Here is a 25,153-nt window from a genome sequence, read left to right on the forward strand (position 1 = left end):
GCCGGGGGCCGGGCCGAAGCTGGGAGCGGAGCCGGGGCCGACCGGGCTGATGAGGCCGGTCGGCGCGTCGGGGGCTGCGTGACCGGGGGCTGCGTGACCAGGGCCGGCGGCGTGGGACGGGCCGGGCGCGGGCATGCCCGGCGCGCCGGGAGCCATGTGCGCGCCGGAGGCGCCGGGGCCGTTGGGCGCCATGGGCGCGGCCTGCGGTGCGTGGGCGCCCTGGCCACCGGGAACGCCAGAACCGGCCGGGCCGTAGCCCTGGCCCGCCGGGCCTCGTCCGCCCTGCGGCGGCCGGTAACCGGGCGGCGGCTGGTTCGGCGGTGGAGCCTGGCGGTGCGCCCCGGGCGGCACGGCGTCGGAAACAGAAGCGGCGCCGGGGCCGGCCCCATAAGCGCGGGGCCCGCCACCGACGCCGTCGGGGTCGGCTCCGCGGCTGGGATCGGTCCTCGTCTCGCTACTCACCCGGCCAAGCTACCGTCCTAATCCTTGTAGGTCTCCCCGGCCCCGCTATTTTCCGTAGCCGGGACCATATGTTCGACGGACCTCAATGCTGCTCCATGCGCATAACCGGACACGCAGCGGGACAAGGGGGTCGCCACGGCCGGCTCGGGACCGCCGAACGGGCGTCACCCATCTGCCACAAGCCGAAACGCCGAGCGGCGGCCCGGTGCTCCCGCACCGATGCCGCCGCCCTGCGTTTCGCGCCAGAAGGTCACTCCTCGTCGGAGCCCTCCGAGCCTTCAGCAGCGTCCGAGCCCTCGCCGGCTTCCGAGCTCTCCGACTCGCCCGAGCCCGAGCCCGCGACCGTGTCAGCCGCATCAGCCGCGACGATCACGCCCTCGCCGTTCGCCAGCTCCTCGCCGACCTCGCCGTCGGCCTCGCCCTCGATCTCGTCCTCGACCGGGTCCGCGTTGCGCGCGATCGCGAGCACCGTGTCCCCCTTGCTGAGGTTGATCACCCGCACGCCCATGGTGTCCCGGGACGTCGGCCGCACCTCGGAGACCCGGGTCCGGATCACGCCGCCGGACAGCGTGATCGCCATGACCTCGTCGCCCTCGTCCACGATCGTGGCGCCGACCAGGCCGCCGCGCTCGTCGACGGTCTTGGCGGCGATGACGCCCAGGCCGCCGCGGCCGCGCAGCGGGAACATGTCCACCGGCGTCCGCTTGCCGTAGCCGCCGGAGGTCGCGGTGAACAGGAAGGTGTCCGGCCGGACCACGTCCATGGACAGCAGTTCGTCGTCCTCGCGGAAGCGCATGCCGATCACGCCCGAGGTGGCCCGGCCCATCGGCCGCAGCGCCTCGTCGGTGGCGGTGAACCGCAGCCCCTGCGCCTGCTTGGAGACCAGCAGCAGGTCGCTCTCGGCGGAGACCAGCTCGGCGGCGATCAGCTCGTCGTCCTCGCGCAGGTTGATGGCGATGACGCCGGCCGTGCGGGGCGAGTCGTAGTCGAGCAGCGGGGTCTTCTTGATCAGGCCGTTCTTGGTGGCCAGCACCAGATACGGCGTCTGCTCGTAGTCCCGCAGGTCCAGCACCTGCGCGATCTTCTCGTCCGGCAGGAAGGCCAGCAGGTTCGCCACGTGCTGACCGCGCGCGTCGCGGGCGGTGTCCGGCAGCTCGTGCGCCTTGGCCCGGTACACCCGGCCCTTGTTCGTGAAGAACAGCAGCCAGTGGTGCGTGGTGGTGACGAAGAAGTGGTCGACGATGTCGTCCTGCTTCAGCTGCGCGCCCTTGACGCCCTTGCCGCCGCGCTTCTGCGAGCGGTACAGGTCGGTCTTGGTCCGCCGGGTGTAGCCGCCGCGGGTGATCGTGACGACCACGTCCTCCTCGGGGATCAGGTCCTCGATGGACATGTCGCCCTCGTAGGGCACCAGCTGCGAGCGGCGGTCGTCGCCGTACTTGTCGGCGATCGCCTGCAGTTCCTCCGAGACGATCCGGCGCTGCCGCTCCGGCGACTCCAGGATCGAGTTGTAGTCGGAGATCTTGGCCATCAGCTCGTTGTGCTCGGCCTCGATCTTCTGCCGCTCCAGGGCGGCCAGCCGGCGCAGCTGCATCTCCAGGATCGCGTTGGCCTGGATCTCGTCGATGGTCAGCAGCTCGATCAGGCCGGTGCGCGCCTCGTCGACCGTGGGGGAGCGGCGGATCAGCGCCACCACCTCGTCGATCGCGTCCAGCGCCTTGAGCAGGCCGACCAGGATGTGCGCGCGCTCCTGGGCCTTGCGCAGCCGGAACCGGGTGCGACGGACGATCACGTCGATCTGGTGGACGACCCAGTGCCGGATGAAGGCGTCCAGCGACAGCGTGCGCGGCACGTCGTCGACCAGCGCCAGCATGTTGGCGCCGAAGGAGTCCTGCAGCTGCGTGTGCTTGTACAGGTTGTTCAGCACGACCTTGGCGACCGCGTCCCGCTTGAGCACGATCACCAGGCGCTGGCCGGTCCGGGAGGAGGACTCGTCGCGCACGTCGGCGATGCCGGCGACCTTGCCGTCCTTGACCAGCTCGGCGATCTTCAGTGCCAGGTTGTCCGGGTTCACCTGGTAGGGCAGTTCGGTGACCACCAGGCACATCCGCCCGTTGATCTCCTCGGTGTTGACCACCGCGCGCATGGTGATCGAGCCGCGGCCGGTCCGGTAGGCGTCCTCGATGCCGCGGCGGCCGACGATCAGCGCGCCGGTCGGGAAGTCCGGGCCCTTGATGCGCTCCATGAGCGCTTCCAGGAGCTCCTCGTTGTTCGCCTCGGGGTTCTGCAGGAACCACTGGACGCCGTCGTTGACCTCGCGCAGGTTGTGGCTCGGGATGTTGGTCGCCATACCGACCGCGATGCCGGTCGAGCCGTTCACCAACAGGTTGGGGAACCGCGAGGGCAGCACCACCGGCTCGGCGGAGCGGCCGTCGTAGTTGGGGCGGAAGTCGACGGTGTCCTCGTCGATGTCCCGCACCATCTCCATCGACAGCGGCGCCATCTTGCACTCGGTGTAGCGCATGGCCGCGGCCGGGTCGTTGCCCGGGGAGCCGAAGTTGCCGTTGCCGTCGACCAGCACCATCCGCAGCGACCAGGGCTGGGCCAGGCGCACCAGGGTGTCGTAGATCGGCGAGTCGCCGTGCGGGTGGTAGATACCCATGACTTCACCGACGACGCGGGCGCACTTGTAGTAGCCGCGGTCGGGCCGGTAACCGCCGTCGTACATCGCGTACAGCACCCGGCGGTGCACCGGCTTCAGGCCGTCGCGGACGTCCGGCAGCGCGCGGCCGACGATCACGCTCATCGCGTAGTCGAGGTACGAGCGCTGCATCTCCGTCTGGAGGTCGACCGGATCGATCCGGTCTCCCTGCGGCATCTCGTCCACAGTCTCCGTGCTCAAATCTCAATCCTTCGCTGTCAAGGAGAGGTGGTGCTCTCGTCAGGCTTGTTCGTGGACGGGTGTGGACTCAGATGTCCAGGAACCTGACGTCCTTCGCGTTGCGCTGAATGAAGTTGCGGCGGGCCTCGACGTCCTCGCCCATCAGGACCGAGAACAGGTCGTCGGCCTGGGCCGCGTCGTCGAGGGTGACCTGGCGCAGGATCCGGTGCTCCCGGTCCATGGTGGTGATCCGCAGCTCCTCGGCGTTCATCTCACCGAGGCCCTTGAAGCGCTGGACGGTCTCGTCCTTCCTCCGCTTGTTCGCCGCGACGCCCGCCTCGAGCAGCTGGTCGCGCTCGCGGTCGGAGTAGGCGTAGTAGAAGTCGTTCTGCGTCCACTTCACCTTGTACAGCGGCGGCGCGGCCAGGTACACGTGCCCGGCCTCGACCAGCGGCTTCATGAACCGGAACAGCAGCGTGAGAAGCAGGGTATTGATGTGCGCGCCGTCGACGTCGGCGTCGGCCATCAGAATGATCTTGTGGTAGCGCAGCCGGCTGATGTCGAAGTCGTCGTGCACCCCGGTGCCCAGCGCCGAGATCAGCGCCTGCACTTCGGTGTTCTGCAGCACCTTGTCGATGCGCGCCTTCTCCACGTTCAGGATCTTGCCGCGGATCGGCAGGATGGCCTGGGTCATCGGGTCGCGGCCGGAGCGCGCCGAGCCGCCGGCGGAGTCACCCTCGACGATGAAGATCTCGGTCTTCGTCGGGTCGTTGGACTGGCAGTCGGACAGCTTGCCGGGCAGCGAGGACGACTCCAGCAGACCCTTGCGACGGGTCAGCTCGCGGGCCTTGCGCGCGGCCATGCGCGCGGTGGAGGCCTGGATCGTCTTGCGGATGACCTCGCGGGCCTCGTTCGGGTTCTCCTCGAGCCACTCGCCGAGCTTCTCGTAGACCAGACGCTGAACGAACGTCTTGGCCTCGGGGTTGCCCAGCTTGTCCTTGGTCTGGCCCTCGAACTGCGGCTCGGACAGCTTCACCGAGACGATCGTGGTCAGGCCCTCGCGGATGTCCTCGCCGGCGAGGTTCTCGTCCTTCTCCTTGAGCAGCTTCTGGTCGCGCGCGTACTTGTTGATCAGCGTCGTCAGCGCCGCGCGGAAGCCCTCCTCGTGCGTACCGCCGCCATGGGTGTTGATGTTGTTGGCGAAGGTGTAGATCGACTCGGAGTACTGGCTGTTCCACTGCAGGGCGATCTCGGCCGCCAGAGTGCGGTCCTTGTCCTCGCCCTCGAAGTCGATGACGTTCGGGTGGACCGGCTCGCCCTTACGGGCGTTGATGTGCCGCACGAAGTCGGCGATGCCGCCCTCGGCGTGGTACTTCACCGAGCGCTGCTCGCCGTTCTCGTCGATGAACTCGGGGCGCTCGTCGGTCAGCGAGATCGTCAGGCCCTTGTTGAGGAAGGCCATCTCCTGGAACCGGCGCGAGAGGGTCTCGAAGGAGTAGACCGTGGTCTCGAAGATGTCGGTGTCGGCCCAGAAGATCGTCGAGGTGCCGGTGTCCTCGGCCGGGCCGCCCTTGCTCACGTCGGCCTCGGGCACGCCACGCTTGTACACCTGGTTCCAGACGAAGCCCTCGGTGTGCACCTCGACCTCGACCCGGGTGGACAGCGCGTTCACGACCGAGACGCCGACGCCGTGCAGACCGCCGGAGACCTTGTAGCCGCCGTCGCCGAACTTGCCGCCGGCGTGCAGGATCGTCATCACGACTTCCAGCGCGGACTTGCCGGTCTTGGTGTTGATGCCGACCGGGATGCCGCGGCCGTTGTCCACGACCTTCACGCCGCCGTCGGCCAGCAGCCTGACCTCGATGGTGTCGGCGTACCCGGCCATCGCCTCGTCCACCGAGTTGTCGACGATCTCGTAGACCAGGTGGTGCAGGCCGCGTTCACCGGTGGAGCCGATGTACATGCCCGGCCGCTTCCGGACGGCTTCCAACCCCTCCAGGACACTGATGGAGTCAGCGTTATAGGTGCCATCGGGGTTCGGGGTGATGTCCCCGGTCGGTTCTACGTCCGCCACGGCGCGCTGGCCCTTTCTCAAAACACGGCCCTGAGCGTGCGGAGCGCGCCGTCGGAGGAAGCCACCGGACAGTCGCGGCCCGACGCGAGCCGCGAAGGGGAAGACTTACGAGCTTTATTCTACCCTGCCCGGCTGACCAAAGTGGCCCTCATACGGCCCTGTGAGGCCTTGAGAGACATTTTTTGCCCGTCTTTGAAGTCCCCCCATACGAGCCGCCCTGTGAACCGCTCACGAGAGCGTCCGGCACGGTCTGAGGATGCGAGAGGGTGATTGTCACAGATATGGACCTTTATAGTCGCCGATCAGCTGGCCGATTCCCAAGCCATGACCGGGCGATTGTGGCTGATGAGACACCTGTGGACCCCCGGGACGGCGGAGCCGGCGGGACGGCCCGTCGCGAACCTAACGACCCCGGCGGGCCGGAACAAGGTCAAAAGATAGGGAACCGGCCGGGATCGGTCACCGGCCGCCCGGCCCGACCACTTTCAGGCTCGAGATCGCCCCGGCGGCTTCGCGGCCGCCGTGGCTCGCCCGCGACGTCCCCAGTTCGGCATTGAGTTTCGCGAGCAGCTGGGGGGCGAGCATCCGCAGCTCGGTGGCCCAGGCCGCGGAATCGGTGCGGACGGTCAGGATCCCGTCGTTGAACTCCAGCGGCGTGCAGTGCGCGGCGATGTGGCTGCCCACGATGTCGCCCCAGCGGCCCATGACGCCGCCGACCGCCGCCGGAACGCTCCAGCCGCGGTCCTCGATCATCCTGGGGAGTGCCGAGGAGAGCAGTTGCGGATCGCGTTCGTCGGGGCCGGATCCCGAGCGCTGGCCCGGACTGCTGCTACGTCGGCGGTTGCCGTTCCAGCCGCCGCCCTCCTTGCCGCGGGCCCGCGCGGCGGTGAGGGCGGCACGGGCCAGATCCATGCCGGAACCCTTGGCCTCATCAGCGCCGGAACCGTTGTCCACAGGCTGTGGATTCACGCCGCACTCACCGATCCCCCGGCCACCGCGAACTTCTGGCCGATCAGTTGTTCCGGAACGTCGGCGTCCACCGCCGCGGTGATGAGCACCTGGTCGGCGCCGGAGACCCGCTCGGCCAGCCGACGGCGGCGCTTGGTGTCGAGTTCGGCGAAGACGTCGTCGAGGATCAGGACCGGCTCGCCGCCTTCTGAGCCGTCCGAACGCAGCAGATCGTAGGCGGCCAAACGTAATGCCAGCGCGTATGACCAGGACTCGCCGTGGCTCGCGTAGCCGCGGGCGGGCATCAGACTTCCGGAAAGCCCAGCCTCTCCCGAAGAGGAGGTCAGCTCCAGCACCATCTCGTCGCGATGCGGGCCGACCAGGGTGATGCCCCGGTCCAATTCGTTAGCGCGGGCCTCGCCGATGGCCGCCAGGAACTGTTCCGTGAGGACGTCGACAGCCGGGTCGGGTTCCGGGGAAAGGGTTGAGCGGTAACCGATCCGGGTCGCGCCGCCCTCGGCGATCTCGGCGTAACACTTGTCCACAAGTGGGGACAACGCCGAGATCAGGGCCAGCCGCGCACCGACGAGTTCCGCTCCGACCTTGGCCAGGTGGTGGTCCCACGCGTCGAGAGTCGTGAGGTTGGGGCCGGAGGTCTTGTTACGCCGGGCCATCGCGGCCGTGCGCAGCAAAGTGTTCCGCTGCTTCAGCACCCGGTCATAGTCCGCGCGGACCCCGGCGTACCGCGGCCAGCGCGCGACCAGCAGCTCGTCCAGGAACCGGCGGCGCTCCCCGGGGTCGCCCTTCACCAGCGCGAGGTCTTCCGGGGCGAACAACACCGTGCGCAGCACGCCGAGGACTTCGCGGGGCCGCGGCACCGGGTTGCGGTTCAGCCGCGCCCGGTTCGACCCGCCCGGGTTCAGCTCGATTTCCACAAGCTGTGTACGGCCTTCGCGCTCCACGTTCGCCCGCACTATGGCGCGCGGCGCACCGAACCGCACGAGCGGCTGGTCGGTGGCCACCCGGTGGCTGTCCAGGGTGGCGATGTAGCCGATCGCCTCGACCAGGTTGGTCTTCCCCTGCCCGTTGGGCCCGACGAACGCGGTGACGCCTCCCTGGAGCGCGAGCTCCAGGGAGGCGTACGAGCGGAAATCCGCCAGCGACAGATGCGTGACCCGCACTGGGTCCTAACTCTCCTTCTGCACGGCGTGGCCCCCGAACTGGTTACGCAGCGCCGCGACAGCCTTCATCTGCGGGGAGTCCTCCTGCCGCGAGCTGAAGCGCGCGTACAGCGAGGCGGTGATCGCCGGGGTCGGCACGGCCAGGTCGATACCGGCCTCCACGGTCCAGCGGCCCTCGCCGGAGTCGTCGGCGTAGCCGCGGATGCCGGACAGGTGCTCGTCGTCGTCCAGCGCGCGGACCAGCAGGTCCAGCAGCCAGGAGCGGATGACGGTGCCCTCCTGCCAGGAGCGGAAGATCTCGCGCACGTTGGTCACGTTCGGAGCCGACTCCAGCAGCTCCCAGCCCTCGGCGTAGGACTGCATGATGCCGTACTCGATGCCGTTGTGGACCATCTTCGAGAAGTGGCCGGCGCCGACCCCGCCGGCGTGCACGAACCCGCTGTCGCCCTCGGGCTTGAGCGCGTCGAAGACCGGCTGCACCCGGGCGATGTCCGCGTCCTCGCCGCCGACCATCAGGGCGTAGCCGTTCTGCAGGCCCCAGACGCCGCCGGAGACGCCGGCGTCGACGAAGGAGATGTCCTTGGTCTTCAGCAGCTCGGCGTGCTTGACGTCCTCGGTCCAGCGCGAGTTGCCGCCGTCGATCACCAGGTCACCGGCGTCCAGCAGATCGGACAGTTCGCGGACGGTGGCGTCGGTGGCCTCGCCGGCCGGAACCATGATCCAGACCGCGCGCGGCGCGGGCAGCGCCTCGACCAGCTCCTTCAGCGAGCCGACGTCGGCCAGCTTGGGGTCGCGGTCGTAGCCGACGACTGTGTGCCCGGCGCGGCGGATGCGCTCGCGCATGTTGCCGCCCATCTTGCCCAGGCCGACAAGACCGATCTCCATGGTCTTCCCCTTGATTGTTCCGTCACCTGATTGTGTCAGGACCGACCTTACGGCGAGCGCGCAGCGTGTGCTTGCCCGGTCAGCCTGCGGACTGACCCGGGACACGCAGCGGCATCATCAGGTAACGGAACTCCTCCTGCGGCGGGGCGTCCAAGGCCGGGCGGCCCATGAGCACCGCGGGCTTGGAGGCGACGGTGAACGACAGCTGCGCGTACTGGGTGTCGATCACCTGCAGGCCGTCGAGCAGGAAGCTGGGGTTGAACGAGACGCTGATGTCCTCGCCGTCCAGCACCGCGTCCATGGCCTCCGAGGCCTGCGCCTCGTCGCCCGCACCGGCCTCCAGGGTCACCTCGCCCTGGGTGAAGGCCAGTTTGATCGGCGAGGTGCGGTCGGCCACCAGGGACACGCGCTTGGCGGCCTCCAGGAACGGCGCGGTCTCGACCGTGGCGGTGATGTTGTACTCCGACGGGAACAGCGAGCGGTACTTCACGAACTCGCCGGACAGCAGCCGCGAGGTCATCCGGCGTGAGCCCTTGGCCCCGCTGGAGGCACCGTCGCCGGACTCGAAGCCGATCAGCCCTTCACCGGCCTCGCCGCCGGACAGCGCCAGGGTGACCCAGTCACCGCCGGTGAGCGCCTTGGCGGTGTCGGACAGCACCTTGGACGGGATCAGCGAGGTCGCCGACATGTCCTGCTGCTCGGGCTTCCACTGGAGCTCGCGCACGGCCAGCCGGAAGCGGTCGGTGGCGACCAGGGTGATCTTCTCGCCCTCGATCTCCACCCGGATCCCGGTCAGCATCGGGATGGTGTCGTCGCGGCCGGCCGCGATGGCCACCTGGGAGACCGCGCCGGCCAGGCCGGAAGCGGTGACCGCACCGGTCGCGGTCGGCATCGTGGGCAGCGCCGGGTAGTCCTCGACCGGGAGGGTCTGCAGGGTGAAGCGGCTGGATCCACAGCTGAGGAGAACTTTGGAGCCCTCGGTGGAGAACTCCACGGGGCGGTTCGGCAGCGACTTGGCGATGTCGGCCAGGAGCTTGCCGTGGATCAGGATGCGGCCCGGCTCGGTGACGTCGGCACCGATCTGCGCCCGCGAGGAGACCTCGTAGTCGAAGCCGGACAGCGTGACCGAACCGTTGTCCCCCTCGCCGCCCTCGCTCTCAACGGCCTCGAAGACCAGGCCGGCCAGCACCGGGGCGGCCGGGCGGCTGGGCAGGGACCGCGCAGTCCATGCCACGGCCTCGGAAAGGACGTCGCGTTCGACCCGGAACTTCACCGGACACCGCCTCCTGCTTGCTTTGCTCGCTGCTCGTCGGAACCAGCGTCCCATCATGCCGCCTGCGACCCACAGGCTGTGAATCGGCGCGGCGATCGAGAGGTTCCAGTGTGCCTGAAACGAGCTTCGGCAGGAGTGGAAACGGCGAGAACGGGGGAAGCACTGTCAGAGGGCCCTGAAAGAGTGAATCCGGCTTCGGCGCCTTCGGACGTCCAACAAGTGGGCCGCGAGTTTTCCACAGATGTGGGCCGAGACTGATCAAATCGGCCGACGTAGCTAACTGTTCTCGTAGTAGTAGTAGGGGCTGTGGATACTGTGGATAACCGGTATCGGGGCAGCTCAGACCTATTATGTTAGTCCACATTGCTTGTGTGTTCAGCTGTGGAAAACAATTCATCTCTGGGGATAACCCGCTGGTATCCACACGTCCACTCAGTTACACACAGCGTTGTCCACAGGTTATCCCCAGTTTTCCCCCGTCTTTTCCCCAGGCGGGCGTGATCTTGCGATCTGCCATGTGGGTGACAAGTTGAACCAGTGGAACGTCATGCGTCCGAACCTTTTCCCGCCATCTCCTTAGCGACATAGAGCTTCGAAGCGGACATGTGAGGACATTAGTCGACAAGGAGCTATGAAAGGTGGGAGGCGCGGGTTTTCTCGATCTTCGGCGTGTCGTGTCACCGGCCGGTGGCGGCACGGCAAAGAGGTCCCCCGCGCCGGGTGCGCGGGGGACCTCAGAGGTGAAGGGGCAGGTCAGCCGGACTGTTTGATGCGGTTGGTGAGTTCGGTGACCTGGTTGAAGATGGCCCGGCGCTCCGGAAGCAGGTTGCGGATCTTGCGGTCGGCGTGCATGACCGTGGTGTGGTCCCGGCCGCCGAAGGCCTGCCCGATCTTGGGCAGGGAAAGGTCGGTGAGCTCGCGGCACAGATACATGGCGATCTGCCGGGCGGTGACGAGGATCCGGCTGCGGGAAGTCCCACAGAGGTCCTCCAGGGTGATCCCGAAGTACATCGCCGTCTGGGCCATGATCGTGGAGGCCGTGATCTCCGGACCCGCGGCGTCCGGCATCAGGTTCTTCAATACGTCCTCGGCCAGCGACAAGTCGACCGGGGCCCGGTTCAGCGAGGCGTACGCCGTGACCCGGATCAGCGCGCCCTCGAGCTCGCGGATGTTGGTGGAGATCTTGGAAGCGATGAACTCCAGTACCTCCGGCGGCGCGTTCAGACCTTCTTGTTGGGCCTTCTTCCGCAGGATCGCGATCCGGGTCTCCAGCTCGGGCGGCTGGATGTCGGTGATCAGGCCCCACTCGAACCGGGAGCGGAGCCGGTCCTCCAGGGTGTTCAGCTGCTTGGGCGGCCGGTCGCTGGAGATGACGATCTGCTTGGAGGCGTTGTGGAGGGTGTTGAAGGTGTGGAAGAACTCCTCCTGCGTCCCCTCCTTGTTCTCCAGGAACTGGATGTCGTCGACCATCAGGATGTCGACGTCGCGGTAGCGCTTGCGCAGGTGGTTGCCGGCGCCGTCGCGGATCGCGTTGATGAAGTCATTGGTGAACTCCTCGGTGGACACGTAGCGCACGCGGGTGCCCGGGTACAGGTTGCGCGCGTAGTGGCCGATCGCGTGGAGCAGGTGCGTCTTGCCCAGGCCGGAGTCGCCGTAGATGAACAGCGGGTTGTAGGCCTTGGCCGGGGCCTCGGCGACGGCGACCGCGGCGGCGTGCGCGAAGCGGTTGCTGGAGCCGATGACGAAGGTCTCGAAGACGTACTTCTCATTGAGCTTGGCCTGCTGGGCCTTGGCGCCGTCGTCAGGTGTGGACGAACGGGCGCCGGGGCTGCCGGTGGACAAGGACAGAGTGGCCGCTATCGGGTCGCTCTCCTCGACCGGGGGCTCTGAGATGCGCGGCGGGGGCAGGGCCATGCCGCCGACCGAGGCCCGGGGCAGCTCGGTGGGGAAGCCCGGCGGGTCGCTGTGGAAGACCGACGGCGCGGGCTGCTCGGGGCCGGCCGAGGTCACCGGAGGCGGCGTCCAGTGCGCCGGGGGCGGCGCGAGCTGCTGGATGACCGGGGCGGCCGGGGCCGGGGCCGGAGATGCCGAGCCCGGGGTGTTCTCCATCGCCTTGTCGACGAACAGGCTGAACTTGATGTCCGGGCCGAACATGGCGGCCAGATGGGTGGTGAGCATCGGCTCCAGCCGCTGCTCCAGATAGTTCTTGGAGAAGTCGTCGGGCACCGCGAGCACGATCGTGTCGCCGATCACGGTCCGGGCCTCCGGGATCATCAGGAAGGCCTGCTCGCTCTTGGTCAGGGAGCTGTCCGATTCGACCCGGGCGCGGAACTGCGGCCACAACGCGGTGGCATCGCCGGGGGCGGCCGGCGGATGCGGGACCGGGGTGTAGCCTTGCGGGTCTGACACGTCCTGCGGCTCCATTCTGTTGCCGCCACTGGCCGGCGCCGGCGGATCGGCGTCACGTTTCCCACAGGCTTTCCACAGGTCGTACGCAGCAACTGTGTACAGCTGTGGATAAGGCCGGGCGCGGCCGCGTCGGTTGTCGTATCTGTCGTTTTCACAGGTCCGGCGCCCACCGGGGCCGAGCGGGCCTGACAAAATGCCGCGTGCCACCTGGCGGCGACGGTCCGCTGACGGTAGCGGTTCCCCACGGTTATCCACAAGTACGGTGGTCCTGTGGATAATAGTCCTCAGGAGTGCCGCGACGGCCGGGCCCACCTCGGGTTTGACCCTTCCGGGTGGCGCCACGTACCGTAAGCAGGTCGAGAAGTCGATTGCCGATGCCGCGCGTCTACGCGCGAGACCCTGTTGCCGCACTTCACAGACATACCGAGCAGTGACGCCGCCCTGAAGGGCGCCAACCAACAAAGCGGAGCCCCCAGTGAGCAAGCGCACCTTCCAGCCGAACAACCGCCGTCGTGCCAAGACCCACGGCTTCCGTCTCCGGATGCGGACCCGTGCCGGGCGCGCGATCCTGGCCAACCGCCGTGCCAAGGGCCGTAGCGAGCTGTCGGCCTGAGCCGCAGTTCAGATCCTTCCGACCCGCCGTGCTCCCCTCCGCGCACCGCATGCGGAGGTCGGCGGACTTCGGTGCTGCCGTACGCGGCGGCCGACGTGCCGGACGGACCACCCTTGTCGCGCATCTGGCCGTTCCCAGCGACTCCCCGCCCGCTGCTGCTGATGCCGCAGTGCTGGCGGGCTTCGTCGTGAGCAAGGCCGTGGGCCCGGCCGTGGTGCGGACCACGGTCAAGCGCCGGCTGCGGCATCTGGTCCGCGAGCGGCTGGATCTGCTGCCCGCAGGGTCCAGACTGGTAGTCCGGGCGCTCCCGGCGGCGGCCACCGCGGACTCGGCCACTCTTGGCGCCGACCTGGATTCGGCCCTGCGGAAGCTGTTGCGATGAAGTACGTGTTGATGGGCCTGATCCGGCTCTACCAGATCGTCCTGAGCCCGGTCGTGAACTGGCGCGGCCCGGTGTGCAAATTCGAGCCCTCGTGCTCCCACTACGGCTACGAGGCCGTGAAGACGCACGGGGCGATCAAGGGCGGCGGCATGACCGTGTGGCGGGTGCTGCGCTGCAACCCGTGGAGCTCGGGCGGATACGATCCAGTCAAGCCCCGCGAGCCCAGAGGTCCTGAGGGCGACGAAGACGACAGCCAGGCGCGGAACCTCTCGGAGTCCGAGACGAGTTCCCCTGGTGAGACAACACAGACTTCCGACCGGACTGAGATGGTCGGTTTGCCCACCAAGCCGGCCCGCGACGCGGTCCGGCCCGACCTGATGTCCAGCCGAGGAGCGCGATCGTGATCGACACAATCCTCTCCCCGATCATCTGGGCCACCAGCTTCGTGATGATGCTGTGGCACCGGGCGTTCGGGGCGATTTTCGGCAGTAGTTCCTCGGCGTCCTGGGTGCTGTCGATCATCTTCTTGACGATCACCATCCGCGCGGCGATGATCCCGCTGTTCCGTAAGCAGATCAAGTCGATGCAGAACATGCAGCGACTCCAGCCCCAGATCCAGGCGCTGCAGAAGAAGTACAAGCTCGACAAGCAGAAGCTTCAGCAGGAAATGATGAAGCTGTACAAGGACAACGGGACCTCCCCGTTCGCCTCGTGCATGCCGATCCTGCTCCAGACGCCGTTCTTCATGGGCCTGTACCGGGTGCTCAGCCACGTCTCGGCGGGCAACGCGGTCGGCGCGCTGTCCAAGGGCGACTCGGTCAGCGCCCAGCACGCCAACTTCTTCGGCGCCCCGCTGTCCTTGAGCTTCCTGCACCACACGCCGTCCCAGATGGCCAACATCGGGATCCACTCGGTCACGAACCTGCAGGTCATCGCGATCATCATGGCGATCATCTACGCCACGTCGCAGTTCCTGACGCAGCGCATGATGATGGCCAAGAACACCAACCTGGACAACAGCGTCCCGAACCCGATGATGCAGAGCCAGAAGATCATGCTCTACGTCATGCCGTTCGGCATGCTGTTCTTCAGCTTGAACGTGCAGATCGGCGTCGTGCTGTATCTGATGACCACGAACGTGTGGACGATCGGCCAGCAGTTCTACACTCTGCGCAATTCCCCGATGCCCGGCAGCCAGGCCGAGAAGGAGATGCTGGCCCGCCGCAAGGCCAAGGAGGACAAGAAGCGCCAGGACCTGATCGCGAAGGACCCGGAGGCGGCCAGGGAACTGGCGGCCGCCAACACCGCGGCCCAGGACAAGGCGGCGATCTCCAGGCAGCGACAGCAGCCGGTCCGCACCACTCGTAGCAAGCGCAAGAAGTAGAGGAGCCGCACGCCCATGAGCGACACCACCGCGGTGACCGAGGCCGAGGCCTCCGAACTGGCCGATGCCGAGCCGCAGGCCGGCCAGGAGCAGGCCGACAAGCCCGTCGAGCGGGCCCCGGAGTCACCGGCCGAGCGCATCGCCCGCCTGGAGCGGGAGGGCGACATCGCCGCCGACTACCTGGAGGGCCTGCTCGACATCGCCGACCTGGACGGCGACATCGACATGGACGTCGAGGGCGACCGGGCCTCGGTGTCCATCGTCGGCGGCAAGCTCTCGCACCTGGTCGGCTCCGAGGGCGAGGTCCTGGACGCGCTGCAGGAGCTGACCCGGCTGGCGGTGCTCCGGGAGACCGGCGAGCGGTCCCGGCTGATGCTGGACATCGACGGGCACCGGGCCACCCGGCGCTCCGAGCTCACCCGGATCGGCACCGAGGCGGCTCGCAAGGTGGCCGAGACCGGCGAGCCGGTGAAGCTCTCGGCGATGTCGCCGTTCGAGCGCAAGGTGGTGCACGACGCGGTGGCGGCCGCCGGGCTGCGCAGCGAGTCGGAGGGCGAGGAGCCGAACCGCTGTGTGGTCGTCCTTCCGTCCCTGTCGCAGTCGGCCTGAGAACCGAGCTGGGACATAGTGGAGACATGCGACCTTCTGCGCCGGACCCCGCCGTCGCCGGCGGCGGCGAGCCCACCGATCTGGTGTTAGGCCCCGCCCCGGAGGCGGTGGTGTCGGTTTTCGGAGACCGGGCGGCGGACGCCACCCGGTACGCGGAGATCCTTGCCGGTCCCGGGGTGACCCGCGGACTGCTCGGTCCCCGCGAAGTCCCGCGGTTGTGGGAGCGGCACATTCTCAACTGCGCCGTGGTCGGTGAACTGCTGCCCGCGGACATCCGGGTCTGTGACGTCGGCTCCGGCGCGGGTCTGCCCGGCATCGTCCTGGCGCTGGCCCGCCCGGACCTGTCGGTCACCCTCCTGGAGCCCCTGCTGCGCCGCACCCTGTTCCTGGACGAGGTGATCGATCTCCTGGGCCTGGAGAACGTGCGGGTGCTGCGCGGCCGGGCCGAGGAGTTCGCCGGCAAGGAGCGGTTCGAGGTGGTGACCTCCCGGGCCGTGGCGCCGCTGGACCGGCTGGCCGGGTGGTCGCTCCCGCTGCTGCGGTCCGGCGGGGAGATGGTCGCCCTCAAGGGCGGTTCGGCCGAGGCCGAGTTGGCCGAGAGTGCGGAGCTGCTGGCGAAGCTCGGTGCCACGCGCTGGAGCGTGCAGATGATCGGCGCCGGGATCGTGGAGCCGCCGACGACGGTGATCCGGGTCGGGATCGACGAGGAGATCCAGATTCGCAGCGCGAAGAAGTCCCGGCCGCGGAACCGGCGGCCCGGGCGCTGAGAGTGGACGCCGGCCCGGCGATGTTTCACGGGAAACAGCGCGGACCGGTAGCGCGAAGCCGCCCGGTGGTCCGAGATCAGTGAGCCGGTTTCCCGTGAAACATCGCCGGATGTTTCACGGGAAACCGGCTCGCGACGGTTGGCGCGGGCGATGTTTCACGGGAAACTGGCGAAAGAAGCTTGGTTTCACGCGAAACTCCGCCCTTCGTTCGTTCTCGGGGAAGCGAGTACGGCAGACTGTTGCTTCGTAGCTTCTCGCCTCGGCGAGCACAGCCTTTCGCGCGTCCCATGACAGGAGTTCTTCCGTGGCCGCACCCGGCAATGAACACCGAGAGCACCAGGGGGTCGACCCGCTGCTCGCGCAGTCAGTGGTGGACAGCCTGAACGACGAGCCCTACTACCCCGCCGGGACCACCGACGTGATGGCCACGCCGCCGGTGGACCTCGAGTACGAGTCCGGACACGTTCCCGCGGGAGCCACCCCCTCTGCACCCCTTCAGGTATCGCACATGCCGTCTTCTTCAGTTCCCGCCCAGGGTCCGTCCGCCGCTGACGACACGGACACCCCGATCGCCCGCCAAGCCGCCGCCGCTATAGAAGCGCTGTCCGGAGTCACCCGGCTTCCCAAGCCGGACAAGACCCGAGTGCTGGTCGTCGCCAACCAGAAGGGTGGCGTCGGCAAGACCACGACCACGGTCAACCTGGCCGCCTCGCTCGCCCAGGCCGGCTCCAGTGTGCTGGTGATCGACCTGGACCCGCAGGGGAACGCGTCCACCGCGCTGTCGGTCGAGCACCACGCCGACGTGCCGTCGGTCTACGACGTCCTCATCGAGCGGTACACGATGGACGAGGTCGTGCAGCAGGTGCCGGAGATCCCCAATCTCTACTGCTGCCCGGCGACCATCGACCTGGCCGGTGCCGAGATCGAACTGGTCTCGATGGTGGCCCGGGAGAACCGCTTGGCCAAGGCGCTGTCCGGCTACCAGAAGAAGATGGACTACGTCCTCATCGACTGCCCGCCGTCGCTGGGCCTGCTGACGGTCAACGCGATGGTGGCCGGTGCCGAGGTGCTGATCCCGATCCAGTGCGAGTACTACGCGCTGGAAGGGCTGAGCCAGCTGCTCCACAACATCGAGCTGATCCGCGGCCATCTCAACCCCGAGCTGCACGTGTCGACGATCCTGCTCACCATGTACGACTCCCGGACCCGGCTGTCGACCGAGGTGGCCGAGCAGGTGCGGACCCACTTCCCGAATGAGGTGCTGTCCTCGGCGATCCCGCGCTCGGTGCGGGTGTCCGAGGCGCCGTCGTACGGCCAGACCGTCATGACGTGGGACCCGGTGTCGACCGGTGCCATCGCCTACCGGGACGCGGCCCGGGAGATCGCCGAGCGCGGCGCGTCCCGGATCCCGATGGACGGCATGAACGATTTCCGGGCCGACATCGAGTACGGTGGGGCGTCCCTGCACAGCGGTGGGCAGTGAACGGCACGATGGGAGAGCAGTGGTGAACGACCGCCGACGCGGCCTGGGCAAGGGCCTGGGGGCCCTGATTCCCTCCGGCGCCCCCACGTCGATACTGTCCGAGAAGACCCGTGCCGAGTCGGCGACCACGTCGACCGCCGAGGAGACTGTTTCACGGGAAACCGCGTCCGATGTTTCACGGGAAACAGCCCCGGCCGCGCCGGTGCGGACGGCGCTGGGAACGCTGCCGATCGATACGGCTCCCGACTATCGGGCGTCCGACGCGGCGAGCATCGGGTCCCGTTCGGCGTCGGTTCCGGCTCCGGCGTCGAGCCCGGAATCCAGTTACGACGCCGACCTGCCGGACGGGCTGATGCCGGTTCCGGGTGCGTCGTTCGCCGAGATCCCGCAGGGCCAGATCCGCCCGAACCCGGTGCAGCCGCGCACCGAGTTCGACGAAGTCGCCCTGGCCGAGCTGGTCGCCTCGATCAAGGAAGTCGGCCTGCTGCAGCCGATCGTGGTCCGGCAGCTGGCCGAGCCCGAGGGTGAGCACCGCTACGAACTCATCATGGGTGAGCGGCGGTGGCGGGCCTCGCAGGAGGCCGGCCTGTCGGCCATCCCCGCCATCATCCGCGACACCCGCGACGACCGGATGCTGCTGGACGCGCTGCTGGAGAACCTCCAGCGCGCCCAGCTGAACCCGCTCGAAGAGGCGGCGGCCTACGACCAACTGCTGAAGGACTTCGACTGCACCCACGAGGTGCTGGCGGAGAAGATCGGCAAGTCCCGGCCGCACGTGACCAACACCCTGCGGCTGCTCACCCTGACTCCCGGGATCCAGCGCCGGGTCGCGGCCGGCGTCATCACCGCCGGCCACGCCCGGGCGCTGCTCGGCCTGAAGTCGGTGGAGCAGCAGGAGGAGATCGCCAAGCGCATCGTCCGGGAGAACCTCTCGGTGCGGGCGGTCGAGGAACTGGCCGGGATGGGCCGCTGGGACGCCGCGGCTCTGGACACCGCGCTGACCGAGACGCCCGAGGACTACCTCGACCTCAGCGAGAAGCCCAAGGGCAAGCGGGTGCGCTCCGGAAGCCGGATGCCGATCCTGGAGGACTTCGGCCAGCGGCTGTCGGACCGGCTGGAGACCCGGGTGAAGGTCGACATCATGCAGAAGCGCGGTCGGATCACCATCGAGTACGCGGGGATAGAGGACCTGAAGCGGATCGCGAAGGCGATCCTCGGCGAGTAGCTGTTTCACGGGAAACCGTGACGAGGCCCGGCGGTTGTCCGCCGGGCCTCTGCCATGTTTCACGGGAAACAGCGGCGATGTTTCACGGGAAACGAGGTCTTCACGAACCAGGGGCCGGGGCGTCCGGCGCGTGCGGCGATGGGGCAGTACGTCGGGAAGGTGCGGGCCTGCTTGGGCGGCGCAGCGCCGCAAGGGCAACCGCGAGTGGGAGTTCAGCCGCGGGCTCGGCCGAGCTGTGCGTGTGAAACAGCGGCGGCTGAGCGTGAAACGAGCCATGTTTCACGGGAAACCAAGGGCTGGTTTCCCGTGAAACGTGGGGCTGCTACTTGGCGATGACGGCTTCGACCAGATTCCGGTAGAGCACGCCGAGGTCGAGATTCGCCGCGCCGACCGCTAGCGGGACCGAGCTGGTCTCGGTGAGGCCCGGTGCCACCGCCACTTCCAGGAACCAGGGCGTGCTGTCGGCGTCGAGGATCAGGTCGGTACGGGACATGCAGGACAGGCCGAGGGTGGTGTGCGCCCGGACGGCGACGTCCGCGACGGCCTTCTCCTCGTCGGGGGTGAGGCGGGCCGGGGCGAAGAACTCGGTGATGCCGGCGGTGTAGCGGGCCGCGTAGTCGTAGACGCCGGAGTCGGCGACGATCTCGACGGCGGGCAGGGCTCGTGGGCCATCGCCGGTGTCGACGACCGCCACCGCGATCTCGCGGCCGGTGATCTGTCGCTCGATGAGGGCCGTCTCGTCGTAGGCGAAGCAGGCGACCAGGGCGGCCGGCAGCTCCTCGCGGGTGCGGACCGCGGCGGCGCCGAGCGAGGAGCCGCCGCGGGCGGGCTTCACGAACAACGGCAGCGGGAATGCGGCGGACACCGCGTCCAGGACGGCTTGGGTACCGAGGTCTCGGAACGTCGTCTTGGGGATGGCGACCCAGTCGGGGGTGGACAGCCCGGCGGCGCGGATGGCGTCCTTGGCCGAGGGCTTGTCGAAGGTGCGGCGGCAGGCAGCTGCGGATGAGCCGACGTAGGGCACTCCCAGCAGAGCCAGGATCCCCTGGATCGCGCCGTCCTCACCGGTCGCACCGTGCAGGGTCGGGAAGACGGCATCGGGGCGGTCGGCGAGCAGCGATGGCAGGAGTCCGGCGTCGACGTCGCGCACTTGGACCTCGACGCCGGCCCCGCGCAGCGCGTCCGCCACTCGGCGGCCGGAGCGGATCGAGACGTCGCGCTCGTGGCTGAGGCCGCCGGCCAAGACGACGACACGGCCCAGGTCGCTCATTGCAATCACTGCCCTTCTCGGTTTCTTCGCCCCCGATCATGCCAGTCCGTGGACCGGCTGGAGGCCGATGTTTCACGGGAAACGGTGGTTCGGTTTCCCGTGAAACAAGGTCTTCGGCAGTCTGGCAGCGGGATGCTTCACGGGAAACCGATGCCCGGTTTCCCGTGAAACATCGGTCGCTAGGCGAGATCCGGTCCGGGTGTGTCGACGCCGTCCCGGGTCTCCAGCGCTCGCGAAGCCTCGTGGCCGAAGGCGGCCCGCAGTTCCATCTCCTCGCGCAGGACGTCCGCGAACCGCCGCACGCCTTCCCGGATCCGCTCCGGCGTCGGGTAGCAGTACGACAGGCGGAGCGAGGACGTGCCGAAGCCGTCGGAGTAGAAGCCGGTGCCCGGGACGTACGCGACGCGGGCCGTCACCGCGCGGGGCAGCATGGCCTTGGAGTCCAGCCCCGGGGGGAGGGTGACCCAGACGTAGAACCCGCCGTCGGGCTTGGTCCACGTGACACCCGCCGGCATCAGATCGGAAAGCGCCGACAGGGTCGCCTCACACCGTTCCCGGTACATCTCCCGGAACGCCTTGATCTGCTCGCGCCACGGCTGCGTGCCCAGGTAGCGGGAGACCAGCATCTGGGAGAAGGCCGGCGGGCACAGGTCGGCGGCCTCGGCGGCCAGCGTCAGCTTCTCCCGCACGGCGTGCGGGGCCAGCGCCCAACCGACCCGGAAGCCGGGGGCGAAGGTCTTGGAGAACGAGCCGAGATAGATGACGTTCTCGGTGTCCAGCGACCGCAGCGCCGGGTAGATCTCGCCTCCGAAGCCGAGCAGCCCGTAGGGGTTGTCCTCCAGGATCAGTATCCCGGCTTCGCGGCAGATCTCGATGATCTGCGGCCGCCGCTCGACGGCCATCGTCACGCCGGCCGGGTTGTGGAAGTTCGGAATCGTGTAGAGGAACTTGATGCGGCGGCCGGTGGCCTTCACCGAGGCGATCGCCGCGCGCAGGGTGTCCGGCACCAGGCCCTGGTCGTCCATTTCCACGTGGACCACCTGTGCCTGGTACGAGGCGAAGACGCCGAGCGCGCCGACGTAGGAGGGGCCCTCGGCCAGGATGACGTCGCCCGGGTCGATGAAGATCCGGGTGACCAGATCCAGCGCCTGCTGCGAGCCGACGGTCGCGATCACGTCGTCGGGGTGGCCCTCGATGCCCTCCAGGCGCATGATCTCGCAGATCTGCTCCCGCAGCTTCTCGTCGCCCTGGGCCCCGCCGTACTGCATCGCGATGGTGCCGGACTCGCGGACCAGTTCCTCGGCCACGGTCGCGATCGCGTCCATCGGCAGCGCCGCGAGGTTCGGCATGCCGCCGGCGAGGGACACCACCTCCGGCCGGGAGGCCACGGCGAAGAGAGCTCGGATCTCGGATGCGGTCATCCCGCGGGTCCTGGCTGCGTAACGGTCGACATACGAGTCGAGCCGGGAACCCGGACGCTGCGGGAGTTCCATATCACTCTCCTTGGAGTCGGAAGGTGGATGCCTGTTCACCAAGTCAAGCAGGCAAAGCCATCTTCCCGGGGGCTTGTCCGCCTTTTCGGCGACGTGTGACAGGACTAACATCCCCTTGGCGGAACGCCGCATAGGCAGCTCAGCGGCGGGTTTTCCGCTGGTCATCGCCGATCTGATCCGGAAGGAGCCGGCTGATGCGCAGACGGATCGCCTCAGGGCTTAAAGGCCGGCTCACGATCCGGCATGCGCTAAACGTCGCGCTGTGGTTCGCCGGCGGCGTCCTGGCCGGGTTCGGCAGCGGCGTCCTGCGGCCGCACCGGGTCACGTGGGTCGACCGCGATCGCTCGGAGGTGCAGGACGGTCTCGGTGGCCCCCGACCCCAGCCGCCGCGCCCACGACGAGCTGATGGTGTCGAGCTCGGTGTGCGGCACCAGCCGGACGTCGGCGAGCTGCCAGCCGAGCGCGGCCAGACGATCGGCCAGTCCGGTTGAGGCCACCGCCTCCGGGGTGAGTTCGGGGAGATCGCGGATCTCCAGCGGGATCGGATCCCGCCAGATGCTGGTGCCGATCGAGATCTCCAAAGGCGCGCCAGGCTTGGCGACCGCACGAAGCCCGGACAGTACGTCGGTCTCCCCCAGGACCACGCCGCGCAGGAGTTTGCCCCACGGCATGAGCACCGTGACTTCGTCGGCGACCCCGTGCAGCGCGGCCGGGACCGTCTCGATCGCCGAGCTCACCAGAACCAGGTTCGGGGCCCCGCCCTTGGCGGGCTTGCGGGCCGCCCGCACGGCGGTCTCGGTCATCCGCTGCCACGCCGGATCGACGCCGATCACCAACCACTCCGGGTGCGCGACGGCTTGGCGGTAGGCGGTGCGGGCGTCGCCGGTGCCGACGTCGACGAGGACCCGCTCGGCGGCGGCCAGGGCGCCGGCCAGCTCCGTGGGAGCCAGGTCGGTGAGCTTCTTGCCGGCGAGGACTTTGAGGGCGGCGGTGCGGGTCATGTCTGGTCCTGCTCGTTGAGAAGCGCGTAGAGCCGTTTGCGGGTGAGCCCGAAGGGGGCCAGGGCTTCGGTCAGGGTCCTGGGGGCGATACCGGCTTCGGTGAGGGCACGGGCGACGGCGGTCAGGTCGACGGGTTCGGCGTCGGACGCGGCCGGGCCGACGACGGTCAGTACGCCGGGCGTCTGGACCGCGGCGGCCGCGGTCGTAGGTGTCATGGCCGTGCCGAGGTCGAGTTCTGAGGTGTCCTCGATCCAGACGTCCCGCCCGGCGAAGAGCGCGGCAGAGCTCGCCACCGGCATGTGGAACACGACCGGTGTCAGAGGAAGCGTGGAGAGGCGCTGAGGGCTCCCCAGGTAGGCACAGGGGTAAGGAGGTAGGCCCGTGGCCAGAAGCGCTTCCAGCGGCTTGTGCGGCCCGGGGACCGCGACCCGGGCTCCGGCGGCGGCCGCTCGTTCGAGCACTGCGTTGGTCGCGGCGACCTCCTTGGGCGGTGCGTCCTCGGCGATGGTGAGGTCCACGGTTTCCCGTGAAACATCGATGGTTTCCCGTGAAACAAGGGCCTTCGCGGCGGGGAGCCGGGTGCGGTCGCCGAAGGTGATCCGCAGCAGGGGGCGCTCCGGCCCGAGCTCTTCCACGGTGAGGGTCACTTCGCGGCCCGGGTCGGCGAGGGCGGCGGCGAAGTCGTCCGGGAGGTCGTCCGCGGTGAGCGTGGAGTCGACGGCCAGGGTGTCGGCGTCGAGGGTGCGGCTGCGGCGGATGACGGCGCGGTCGGTGAGTGCCCGCCGCGGATTGAGTGTGGCCTCACCGATGAGGGCGGGCAGCCCCGGGGTCGCCAGGGTCAGCCGGACCCGGCCGCGCAAGGGGGCCAAGTTCGGGTCCAGGACGGTGGCGACCGCGAGCACACATGTCGCGCGCGGCGTGATGGCCGGCTCCGCGGTCAGCTCGAAGGTCTTCGCGTGGGTCGCCCGGATCGCCGGGTGGCCGCGGCCGACGAGGACGGCTTGGTGGGGATGGGGCACGGTTCCAGGGTAGGGGCGCGATCCCGGGCTCAGCTCCCGGTGACCCGCCGGTCGGCGGTGAGGGGAGGGCCAACGGATACCAGCGGGCGGGTCCGGGTGACTTGTTCGGGACCCGCCGACGCCCGATCGCCTACTGCGCGCGCAGCTCGGCCAGCCGCAGCACACCGGTCGGGGAGTCCGACTCCGGCGGCAGGTACAGCCGCTGGACCGCGATCACTATGGCGTCGGCACACGACTCGCGGAACCGCTGCGAGGCGAGCAGGGCCGCGTCGTGCGGGCTGGTGAGGTAGCCGAGCTCGATCCGCACCGCGGGCATCTGCGTGTAGCGCAGCACGTCCCACGTCATGCCGTGGGTGCCGAGGTTGGCCAGGCCGGTGCGGGCCGTGATCTCACGCTGCACCAGGCCGGCGAACCGCTCGCCGGTGGGGGAGCTGTGCCCGAAGCGGTCGTTGCCGTAGTAGAAGGCCGCGACGCCGGAGGCCGCCGGGTTGCTGTGGGCGTCGCAGTGCAGCGAGATGAGCAGATCCGCACCGAGCTCGTTGGCCTTCTCGGCGCGGCGCCGGTCGTCCGGGCTGCCGCCGGGGCCGTGCGACATGTACGTGGTGACGCTCAGCTTCTCCAGCCGGGTCTTGACCCGGTCGGCGATGTCGAAGACCACCTCGGCCTCGATCAGGCCGCCGGCGCCGACCCCGGAGTCCGGGCCGCCGTGGCCGGGGTCCAGGACCAGGGTCTTGCCGGGCAGGGCCGGACCGGCGCTCTGGATGGCCTCTGATTCGCGCATCGCGTGCAGCAGGCCGCCGTGCGCCATCCGGCGGTTCAGGCGGTTGAGGGCCTGCACGGTCGCCAGATCGGTGACACCGGTCGCCGGGAGCCCGACGTTGCGCTGGAACTCGCGGACCGCGCCGACGGTGGTGGGGTCGTAGGCGCCGTTGACCCGGCCGCAGTCGAAGCCGAGGGTGAGCAGCGAGCGCTGGAGTTCGGCCACGTCGTCGCCGAACGGCGGGTCGGCCGCCGGGGTCAGGTCGCGGTCGCCGAGCCGCCAGGAGGCTTCTTCCAGCAGCCGCATCGTGCCGGGGGTGACCATGCCGTCGACCGTGGTGCGGCGGGTCTGCTGGAAGTGGCGGACCGCGGTCTCCACCGCCTCGTCGAAGACCGGTTCGCCTTGGGCGGGGATGCTCCCCGCGTCGATCAGGCCGAGCCGGGCCAGGCGTTCGCGGATCGCGGCCACCGCGGGACCGGAGTCGCCGCGGCGGTAGGTCGGTTCAGTGGTCACGGTCCTCTACCCTACGCACTCTGCCACTCGCCTCCCGCGCAAAGCCGAAGGGGCGGTCAAAAGACCGCCCCTTTGACGAGCCGACTCTGGTTCAGCCGACGTAGTCAGCCAGGTCCTTGAGCAGCAGGGCCTTCGGCTTGGCGCCGACGATGGTCTTCACGACCTCGCCGCCGCGGTAGACGTTCAGCGTCGGGATCGACCGCACGCCGTACTTGGCCTGGGTGAGGGGGTTCTCATCCGTGTTGAGCTTCACGACGTCGATCTTCTCGCCGTGCTCGGCGAAGATGGCCTCCAGCACCGGGGCGACCTGGCGGCACGGGCCGCACCACGGCGCCCAGAAGTCGACCAGCACCGGCTTGTCGTTCTTCAGGACCTCCGTCTCGAAGGTCGCGTCGGTCACTGCGCGGATGTCGCCCATGGTGTGCTCCTCGTGTAGTTCCTCATGTAGTCGGCGTCCGGGGTGGCGGCGCCTCTAAATCGAATACAGCCCCGTGAAACCTCGCGATGTTTCACGGGAAACGTCG

At 68.9% G+C, this 25,153-nt stretch carries 21 protein-coding genes and 1 pseudogene; 8 read left to right on the plus strand and 14 right to left on the minus strand.

The features are described from left to right. The 8 genes and pseudogenes from KGQ19_RS27730 to dnaA all read right to left on the minus strand — a co-directional run. Window positions 1-462: pseudogene (locus KGQ19_RS27730) on the minus strand (hypothetical protein); the annotation flags it as partial. Window positions 463-712: 250 nt separating this feature from the next. Next, window positions 713-3,337, minus strand: a complete 2,625-nt coding sequence (gene gyrA / locus KGQ19_RS27735; protein ID WP_368862171.1) for a DNA gyrase subunit A — start codon at window positions 3,335-3,337, stop codon at window positions 713-715. Between the two features lie 91 nt (window positions 3,338-3,428). After that, window positions 3,429-5,414: a DNA topoisomerase (ATP-hydrolyzing) subunit B gene (gene gyrB / locus KGQ19_RS27740; protein ID WP_307856524.1), complete on the minus strand. Its 1,986-nt coding sequence runs from the start codon at window positions 5,412-5,414 to the stop codon at window positions 3,429-3,431. A 459-nt stretch (window positions 5,415-5,873) separates the two neighbouring features. Then, window positions 5,874-6,383 (minus strand): DciA family protein, encoded by a 510-nt coding sequence (locus tag KGQ19_RS51240; RefSeq protein ID WP_212013941.1) that lies wholly within the window; start codon window positions 6,381-6,383, stop codon window positions 5,874-5,876. Next, the gene (gene recF / locus KGQ19_RS27750; RefSeq protein WP_212013943.1) at window positions 6,380-7,543 is read right to left on the minus strand and encodes a DNA replication/repair protein RecF; all 1,164 of its coding nucleotides are present in this window, start codon (window positions 7,541-7,543) and stop codon (window positions 6,380-6,382) included. The genes KGQ19_RS51240 and recF overlap by 4 nt, the downstream gene beginning before the upstream one ends. 6 nt (window positions 7,544-7,549) lie before the next feature. Then, window positions 7,550-8,428 carry a phosphogluconate dehydrogenase (NAD(+)-dependent, decarboxylating) gene (gnd, locus tag KGQ19_RS27755; RefSeq protein ID WP_212013945.1) on the minus strand — a complete coding sequence of 293 codons (879 nt, stop codon included), beginning with the start codon at window positions 8,426-8,428 and terminating at the stop codon, window positions 7,550-7,552. A gap of 79 nt (window positions 8,429-8,507) precedes the next feature. Further along, window positions 8,508-9,701 (minus strand): DNA polymerase III subunit beta, encoded by a 1,194-nt coding sequence (gene dnaN / locus KGQ19_RS27760; protein ID WP_212013954.1) that lies wholly within the window; start codon window positions 9,699-9,701, stop codon window positions 8,508-8,510. Window positions 9,702-10,454: 753 nt separating this feature from the next. Further along, window positions 10,455-12,125 (minus strand): chromosomal replication initiator protein DnaA, encoded by a 1,671-nt coding sequence (gene dnaA / locus KGQ19_RS27765; protein WP_212013956.1) that lies wholly within the window; start codon window positions 12,123-12,125, stop codon window positions 10,455-10,457. A 460-nt stretch (window positions 12,126-12,585) separates the two neighbouring features. Between dnaA and rpmH the strand changes: the two genes are divergently transcribed. The 8 genes from rpmH to KGQ19_RS27805 all read left to right on the plus strand — a co-directional run bounded on the left by rpmH (window position 12,586) and on the right by KGQ19_RS27805 (window position 18,573). After that, complete coding sequence (rpmH, locus tag KGQ19_RS27770; RefSeq protein WP_015797593.1) at window positions 12,586-12,723, plus strand: 50S ribosomal protein L34; 138 nt, start codon at window positions 12,586-12,588, stop codon at window positions 12,721-12,723. 28 nt (window positions 12,724-12,751) lie between these two features. Beyond that, window positions 12,752-13,105, plus strand: a complete 354-nt coding sequence (gene rnpA, locus KGQ19_RS27775; RefSeq protein ID WP_307856526.1) for a ribonuclease P protein component — start codon at window positions 12,752-12,754, stop codon at window positions 13,103-13,105. Then, entirely contained in the window at window positions 13,102-13,509 is a 408-nt protein-coding gene (yidD, locus tag KGQ19_RS27780; RefSeq protein WP_212013961.1) for a membrane protein insertion efficiency factor YidD, read from the plus strand. Before rnpA ends, yidD begins: the two co-directional genes overlap by 4 nt. Next, window positions 13,506-14,489, plus strand: coding sequence for a membrane protein insertase YidC (yidC, locus tag KGQ19_RS27785; protein ID WP_212013970.1), 984 nt, complete (start codon window positions 13,506-13,508; stop codon window positions 14,487-14,489). Before yidD ends, yidC begins: the two co-directional genes overlap by 4 nt. 15 nt (window positions 14,490-14,504) lie before the next feature. Next, a complete protein-coding gene (locus tag KGQ19_RS27790; RefSeq protein ID WP_230419537.1) occupies window positions 14,505-15,098 on the plus strand; it encodes a Jag family protein in 594 nt (197 codons plus the stop codon). A gap of 26 nt (window positions 15,099-15,124) precedes the next feature. Next, entirely contained in the window at window positions 15,125-15,865 is a 741-nt protein-coding gene (gene rsmG / locus KGQ19_RS27795) for a 16S rRNA (guanine(527)-N(7))-methyltransferase RsmG (protein ID WP_212013972.1), read from the plus strand. Between the two features lie 508 nt (window positions 15,866-16,373). Further along, window positions 16,374-17,348, plus strand: a complete 975-nt coding sequence (locus KGQ19_RS27800) for a ParA family protein (RefSeq protein ID WP_230419546.1) — start codon at window positions 16,374-16,376, stop codon at window positions 17,346-17,348. A gap of 22 nt (window positions 17,349-17,370) precedes the next feature. Further along, window positions 17,371-18,573: a ParB/RepB/Spo0J family partition protein gene (locus KGQ19_RS27805; RefSeq protein WP_212013976.1), complete on the plus strand. Its 1,203-nt coding sequence runs from the start codon at window positions 17,371-17,373 to the stop codon at window positions 18,571-18,573. A gap of 322 nt (window positions 18,574-18,895) precedes the next feature. Here the strand turns inward: KGQ19_RS27805 and KGQ19_RS27810 are convergent, their stop codons facing one another. The 6 genes from KGQ19_RS27810 to trxA all read right to left on the minus strand — a co-directional run bounded on the left by KGQ19_RS27810 (window position 18,896) and on the right by trxA (window position 25,047). Then, window positions 18,896-19,843: a D-alanine--D-alanine ligase family protein gene (locus tag KGQ19_RS27810; RefSeq protein WP_212013977.1), complete on the minus strand. Its 948-nt coding sequence runs from the start codon at window positions 19,841-19,843 to the stop codon at window positions 18,896-18,898. 179 nt (window positions 19,844-20,022) lie between these two features. Next, on the minus strand, window positions 20,023-21,336 hold the full coding sequence (locus tag KGQ19_RS27815) for an aminotransferase-like domain-containing protein (protein WP_212013979.1): 1,314 nt from the start codon (window positions 21,334-21,336) through the stop codon (window positions 20,023-20,025). A 248-nt stretch (window positions 21,337-21,584) separates the two neighbouring features. Further along, window positions 21,585-22,337: a class I SAM-dependent methyltransferase gene (locus KGQ19_RS27820; RefSeq protein WP_212013981.1), complete on the minus strand. Its 753-nt coding sequence runs from the start codon at window positions 22,335-22,337 to the stop codon at window positions 21,585-21,587. Further along, the gene (locus KGQ19_RS27825; RefSeq protein WP_212013984.1) at window positions 22,334-23,356 is read right to left on the minus strand and encodes a DUF371 domain-containing protein; all 1,023 of its coding nucleotides are present in this window, start codon (window positions 23,354-23,356) and stop codon (window positions 22,334-22,336) included. The genes KGQ19_RS27820 and KGQ19_RS27825 overlap by 4 nt, the downstream gene beginning before the upstream one ends. A gap of 130 nt (window positions 23,357-23,486) precedes the next feature. Next, window positions 23,487-24,629, minus strand: coding sequence for an N-acetylmuramoyl-L-alanine amidase (locus KGQ19_RS27830; RefSeq protein ID WP_212013986.1), 1,143 nt, complete (start codon window positions 24,627-24,629; stop codon window positions 23,487-23,489). A 91-nt stretch (window positions 24,630-24,720) separates the two neighbouring features. Continuing rightward, entirely contained in the window at window positions 24,721-25,047 is a 327-nt protein-coding gene (trxA, locus tag KGQ19_RS27835) for a thioredoxin (RefSeq protein ID WP_230419538.1), read from the minus strand. Between the last annotated feature and the right edge of the window lie 106 nt (window positions 25,048-25,153).

Origin of the sequence: Catenulispora pinistramenti, from assembly GCF_018274385.1 — a bacterium.
GTDB lineage: Bacteria > Actinomycetota > Actinomycetes > Streptomycetales > Catenulisporaceae > Catenulispora > Catenulispora pinistramenti.